A 5575-nucleotide genomic window follows, 5' to 3' on the forward strand; every position below is an offset into this window, starting at 1 on the left:
TGGGTCCGAGATTGGCGGCGGTGTATGCCGAATGGCCCCGCGAGGAAAGCCGTTTCCCCGCGACGCGGCATCCTTCCGCCTCAGCTCGCGTAGCGCGTGGTGCCGCGCCGCCGCTCGTCCAGCGGTTCGCTCAGCACGATGGCGTTGTGCGCGCGCTGCTCGCAGTTGAGACGCGGGCAGATGCGGCAGTTGATGCCGATGGGCGTGGGATGCGCGGGGCTCGCGCGGAGATCCTCGGCATAGCCGATCTGGCCCACATGCTCGACCGAGCAGCCCATCGCGACGGCAAGGCGCACGTCCTGGGCGTGGCGGGTGACGCTCGGCCGGTCGACGGTGCGGGCGAAGACGAAGAACTTGCTGGCGTCGGGCATCTCGACGAACTGCGGCACGATCCGCCCCGGCACGCGGAACGAGGTGTGGACGTCGAGGCGCGGGCAGGCGCCGCCGTATTCCGCGAGGTGGAAGTCGGTGGCGTTGAAGCGCTTGGTCACGTTGCCCGCCTTGTCGATGCGCAGGAAGAAGAACGGCACCCCCTGCGCGCCCGACCGCTGGAGCGTGGTGGCGCGGTGGCAGGCCTGCTCGAAGCTGACGCCGAAGCGGGTGGCGAGGTGGTCGAAGTCGTATTTCGAGGCCAGCGCCTCGGCCAGATAGGGGCCGTAGGGCATGAGGACCGCGGCGGCGAAGTAGTTGGCGAGCTCCACCCGGCAGCGCGCGAGGCCGTGGGCGTCGGCGATGCCCGACTGGGCCAGAAGCTCCTCGAGGAGGGTCCGGTGCTCCACCAGGCAGGCGACGTGGACGAGCTGGAAGACGCGGTTGGGGTGGTCGAGCGCCTCGGACAGCAGCACCTCGCGCCCCGCCTCGTCGTACTGGCGGAGCGCGTCGGGCATGTCGTCCACCCGCACCAGCCGCACGCGCAGCCCCAGCCGGTCGCGCAGCACCGCCTTGACGCCGGCATAGACGTCGTCGGGCGCGGGCGTCCTGCCGCCCCAGAAGCGTTCGGCGGCGGCCTCGAGCGCCTCGAAATGGTTGTGGTGGCGGCGGAAGAAGTTGTGCACCGCCGCCTCGGGCGAGGCCCGGAGCAGCGTCGCGTCCGCCTCGCCCCCGGCCGCCAGCGTCATGAGCTGGTCCGTCGCCGCGAGCCAGGCGCGGTGGACCTTCAGGAAGGCCGAGACGAGGTCGGGCGCGTGGATCTGGGCCGCGCGGAGCTGCGGCAGGTCGGGGCGGTTGCCGTCGAAGAGGTCGTCCTGCAGCACGGCCCGCAGGTCGGCCAGCGTGGCGGTGTCGTCGTCCTCGGCGATGTCGCGCCAGTCGACGCCGTAGACCTCGAAGAGCTTGAGAAGCACCGGCACCGAGACGCTGCGCTCGTTCTTCTCCAGCAGGTTCACGTAGGAGGTGGAGATCCCCAGCGCCTTGCCCATCTGGCCCTGGGTCTGCCCCTGCTCGAGCCGGAGGCGGCGGAGGCGCGGCCCGATGAAGGTTTTCAGCATACCGTTGTATCCGGATAACTTTACAAGTTCACGGATTCCATAGCATGTAAATTCTCGCATTCACAGCAGGACCCGGTTGCGTTTCGCGATTTGCCCGGGACGTGCGCATGGTCTTTCCAGACGGACGACGCCGTCGCGGCGAGGAGGAGAGCCCCGATGAAGACCGGCCAGACCCACCTGTTCATTCCAGGCCCCACCAATGTCCCCGACGAGGTGCGCCGCGCCATGAATGTCGGGCAGGAGGACATGCGCGCCCCCGATTTCGGCGACCTGACGCTGGGCCTTTTGTCCGACCTCAAGCGGGTCTTCCGCACCGGGACGGGCGAGGTCTTCCTGTTTCCGGGATCGGGCACCGGCGCCTGGGAGGCGGCGATCACCAACACGCTGAACCCCGGCGACAAGGTCCTGATCGCGCGCTTCGGCCAGTTCTCGACGCTCTGGGCGCAGATGGCCGAGCGTCTCGGCCTCGTCGTCGAGGTCGTCGACGTGGCCTGGGGCGCGGGCGTGCCCGTGGCCGAGTTCGAGCGCCGCCTCGGCGCCGACACGAAGGACGAGATCAAGGCGGTCTTCGTCACCCACAACGAGACCGCGACGGGCGTGACCTCGGACATCGCCGCCGTGCGCCGCGCGCTCGACGCCTGCTTCCACGACGCGCTCCTGTTCGTGGACGGGGTCAGTTCGGTCGCCTCGATCGACTTCCGCATGGACGAGTGGGGCGTGGACCTCGCCGTCACGGGCAGCCAGAAGGGCCTGATGTGCCCCGCGGGCCTCGGCATCCTCGGCGTCAGCCGCAAGGCGCTCGAGGCCAGCCGGACCGCCACCATGCGCCGCGCCTATTTCGAGTTCGCCGACATGCGCGCCATGAACGCGGACGGCTATTTCCCCTACACGCCGCCGACGCCGCTCCTGCGGGGGCTCCGGGCGGCGCTCGACCGGATCTTCCGCGAGGGGCTGGACGAGGTCATCGCCCGCCACGCGCGGCTGGCCGAAGGCATCCGGCGCGGCGTCCATGCCTGGGGGCTGGACCTGGTGGCCGAGCACCCGACGCTCTGGTCGAACACCGTCTCGGCCATCCGTACACCGGCGCATGTCGACGCCCGCGACGTGCTGCGCGTCGCTTACGAGGAGATGAACACGAGCTTCGGCTCGGGCCTCGGGCGGCTGTCCGGCAAGGTCTTCCGCATCGGGCATCTCGGCGACTTCAACGAGGGCATGGCGCTGACCGCGCTGTCGGTGGCGGAGATGGCGCTGGTGCGGGCGGGGGCGGAGCTCCAGTTCGGGGCGGGCGTCGCCGCCGCGCAAAGGCACTTCACCGGCACCGCCGCGGCCAATCCCGCGCTGCGCCTCGCCGCCGAGTAACCGCCGAGAACAAGGAACCATTGCCGTGTCCCACACGCTTCACCCGCTCCGGCGGCAGCGGCTCCATCGCTCCGAGCTCGCCGTGCCCGCCTCGAACCCGACCATGATCGACAAGGCCGCCGACAGCGCCGCCGACGTCGTGTTCCTCGACCTCGAGGACGCCGTGGCCCCCCCCGAGAAGGACCAGGCGCGCCGCAACGCCGTGCAGGCGCTGAACGACATCGACTGGGCGGCGAAGGGCAAGACCGTGTCGGTGCGCATCAACGGGCTCGACACGCACTACATGTACCGCGACGTGGTGGACATCATGGAGCAGGCGGGCGACCGGGTGCACACGCTCCTGGTGCCCAAGGTGGGCGTGCCCGCCGACCTCTACATGGTCGAGGCCATGGTCAACCAGATCGAGCAGGGCTGCGGCCTCGAAACGCGCGTGGGGCTCGAGGCGCTGATCGAGACGGCGCTCGGCATGGCGAATGTCGAGGCGATCGCGCAGTTCGCCAATCAGGGTCAGGGCCGGCTGGAGTGCCTGCACTTCGGCGTCGCCGACTACGCCGCCTCCATGCGGGCGCGGACGGTGAACATCGGCGGGCTCAACCCCGACTATCCGGGCGACCAGTGGCACGCCTCGATCACGCGGATGGTCGTCGCCTGCCGCGCCTATGGCCTGCGGGCCGTGGACGGGCCCTTCGGCGACTTCTCGGACCCCGAGGGCTACAAGGCCGCCGCGCGGCGTGCCGCCGCGCTCGGTTGCGAGGGCAAGTGGGCGATCCACCCCAGCCAGATCGCGCTGGCCAACGAGGTCTTCAGCCCGCCGGAAGCGGAGGTGACGAAGGCGCAGCGCATCATCGAGGAGCTGAAGAAGGCGGAAGCGCAAGGCAAGGGCGCGGCGAGCCTCGACGGCAAGATGATCGACGCCGCCTCCGAGAAGATGGCGCGCAACGTGATCGACATGGCCAAGGCCATCGCCGCGAAGGGCGAGAGCGCGTCGGCCTGAAGCGCCGCCGCCTGCGCGGCTGGGACGGGTCCCGCCGCGCCACCGGACCCACCGCGCAGGGCGGGACTTGTCCCGCCGCGCCACCAACACCGCGCAGGGCGGGACTTGTCCCGCCGCGCCACCAACACCGCGTAGGGCGGGACGTGTCCCGCCGCTACGGCCCGAGACAGGCGGGGCCCGGTCCCGCCCACCCGCTCACCCAGGTCGGAGGAGGAGACGACATGGACATCCACGAACACCAGGCCAAGGACATCCTCGCGGGATTCGGCGTGCCGGTCCCGAAGGGCGGGCTCGCCTTCACGCCCGAGCAGGCGGCGTTCCGGGCGCGCGAGCTCGGGCTGCCCTGCGTGGTCAAGGCGCAGATCCATTCCGGCGGGCGCGGCGCGGCGGGCGGCGTGAAGCTCTGCCGGACGGAGGCCGAGGTCCGCGATTGCGCGGCGTCGCTTCTGGGCAGCACGCTCGTGACCAAGCAGACCGGCGCCTCGGGCAAGATCGTCCACCGCCTCTGGGTCGAGGAGGCGACGGACATCGCGCAGGAGATCTACCTCGGCTTCGTCCTCGACCGGAAGTCCGAGCGCATCATGATCGTGGCCTCGGGCCATGGCGGGATGGAGATCGAGGATCTCGCCCACGAGGACCCCGACAGTCTGCTGCGGATGGTGATCGACCCGGCCGCGGGCCTCGTCGACTTCCAGGCGCGGGAACTGGCCTTCCGCCTCGGGCTGAAGGGCAAGCAGATCGCGCAGATGATGACGACGCTCAGGGCCTGCTACCGCGCCTATCGCGACCTCGACGCGATGATGGTCGAGATCAACCCGCTCGCCGTCACCGGGGCGGGCGACCTCGTTGCGCTCGACGCGAAGATGAGCTTCGACACCAACGCGCTGTTCCGCCGCCCGCAGGTGGCCGCGCTGCGCGATCCCGCGCAGGAGGACGCGCGCGAGGCGATGGCGGCCGACAACGGCCTCGCCTATGTGGGGCTCGAGGGCGACATCGGCTGCATCATCAACGGCGCGGGCCTCGCCATGGCGACGATGGACATGATCCACCTCGCCGGCGGCGAGCCCGCCAACTTCCTCGACATCGGCGGCGGCGCAAGCCCCGAGCGCGTCGTGACCGCCTTCCGCACCGTGCTGACCGATCCGAACGTCGGCGTCATCCTCGTGAACATCTTCGCGGGCATCAACCGTTGCGACTGGATCGCGAAGGGCGTCGTGCAGGCCTACCGCGAGGTGGGGCTGACCCTGCCCGTCGTCGTGCGCCTGTCGGGCACGAACGTGGAGGAGGGGCGCGAGATCATCCGCACCTCCGGCCTGCCGCTCATCTCCGCCGACACCCTCGCCGAGGCCGCGGAGGCCGCCGTGCGCGCGCGCCCGCAGCCCGTCGCAGCCGAATAGGGAGCCCGACCCATGGCCATCCTCATCACCGAAGAAACCCGCGTCATCGTGCAGGGCATGTCCGGCCGCATCGGCCGGTTCCACGCCCAGGAAATGATCGAGGCCGGAACCAATGTCGTGGGCGGCGTCACGCCGGGGAAGGGGGGCGAGACGCTCCTCGGGCGGCCGCTCTTCGACACCGTGCGCGAGGCGGTCGAGGCGACGGGGGCCGACGCCTCGCTCCTCTTCGTGCCGCCCGCCTTCGCCGCCGACGCCATGATGGAGGCCGCCGAGGCCGGCATCCGCACCTGCGTCTGCGTCACCGACGGGCTGCCCGCGCAGGACATGATGAAGGTCAA

General features: G+C 70.7%; 4 protein-coding genes and 1 pseudogene. 4 read left to right on the top strand and 1 reads right to left on the bottom strand.

All coding sequences use genetic code 11. The annotated features are described in order from the left end of the window. Positions 1–80 precede the first annotated feature (80 nt). Entirely contained in the window at positions 81–1487 is a 1407-nt protein-coding gene (locus ACTS11_RS16690; RefSeq protein WP_442641426.1) for a helix-turn-helix domain-containing protein, read from the bottom strand. A gap of 156 nt (positions 1488–1643) precedes the next feature. Here ACTS11_RS16690 and ACTS11_RS16695 point away from each other — a divergent pair, with 156 nt between their 5' ends. The 4 genes and pseudogenes from ACTS11_RS16695 to ACTS11_RS16710 all read left to right on the top strand — a co-directional run. Further along, on the top strand, positions 1644–2846 hold the full coding sequence (locus ACTS11_RS16695; protein ID WP_442641427.1) for a pyridoxal-phosphate-dependent aminotransferase family protein: 1203 nt from the start codon (positions 1644–1646) through the stop codon (positions 2844–2846). A gap of 25 nt (positions 2847–2871) precedes the next feature. After that, the gene (locus ACTS11_RS16700; protein ID WP_442641428.1) at positions 2872–3840 is read left to right on the top strand and encodes an HpcH/HpaI aldolase/citrate lyase family protein; all 969 of its coding nucleotides are present in this window, start codon (positions 2872–2874) and stop codon (positions 3838–3840) included. A gap of 221 nt (positions 3841–4061) precedes the next feature. Continuing rightward, positions 4062–5237, top strand: coding sequence for a malate--CoA ligase subunit beta (locus ACTS11_RS16705; protein ID WP_442641429.1), 1176 nt, complete (start codon positions 4062–4064; stop codon positions 5235–5237). A gap of 12 nt (positions 5238–5249) precedes the next feature. Continuing rightward, positions 5250–5575: pseudogene (locus ACTS11_RS16710) on the top strand (succinate--CoA ligase subunit alpha); the annotation flags it as partial.

It is taken from the genome of Roseicyclus sp. (genome assembly GCF_052168335.1).
Classification (GTDB): Bacteria; Pseudomonadota; Alphaproteobacteria; order Rhodobacterales; family Rhodobacteraceae; genus Roseibacterium.

Coding starts and splice junctions, on each gene's coding strand:
- ACTS11_RS16690 (WP_442641426.1), bottom strand. CDS start 1,487: ATGCTGAAAACCTTCATCGGGCCGCGCCTCCGCCGCCTCCGGCTCGAG.
- ACTS11_RS16695 (WP_442641427.1), top strand. CDS start 1,644: ATGAAGACCGGCCAGACCCACCTGTTCATTCCAGGCCCCACCAATGTC.
- ACTS11_RS16705 (WP_442641429.1), top strand. CDS start 4,062: ATGGACATCCACGAACACCAGGCCAAGGACATCCTCGCGGGATTCGGC.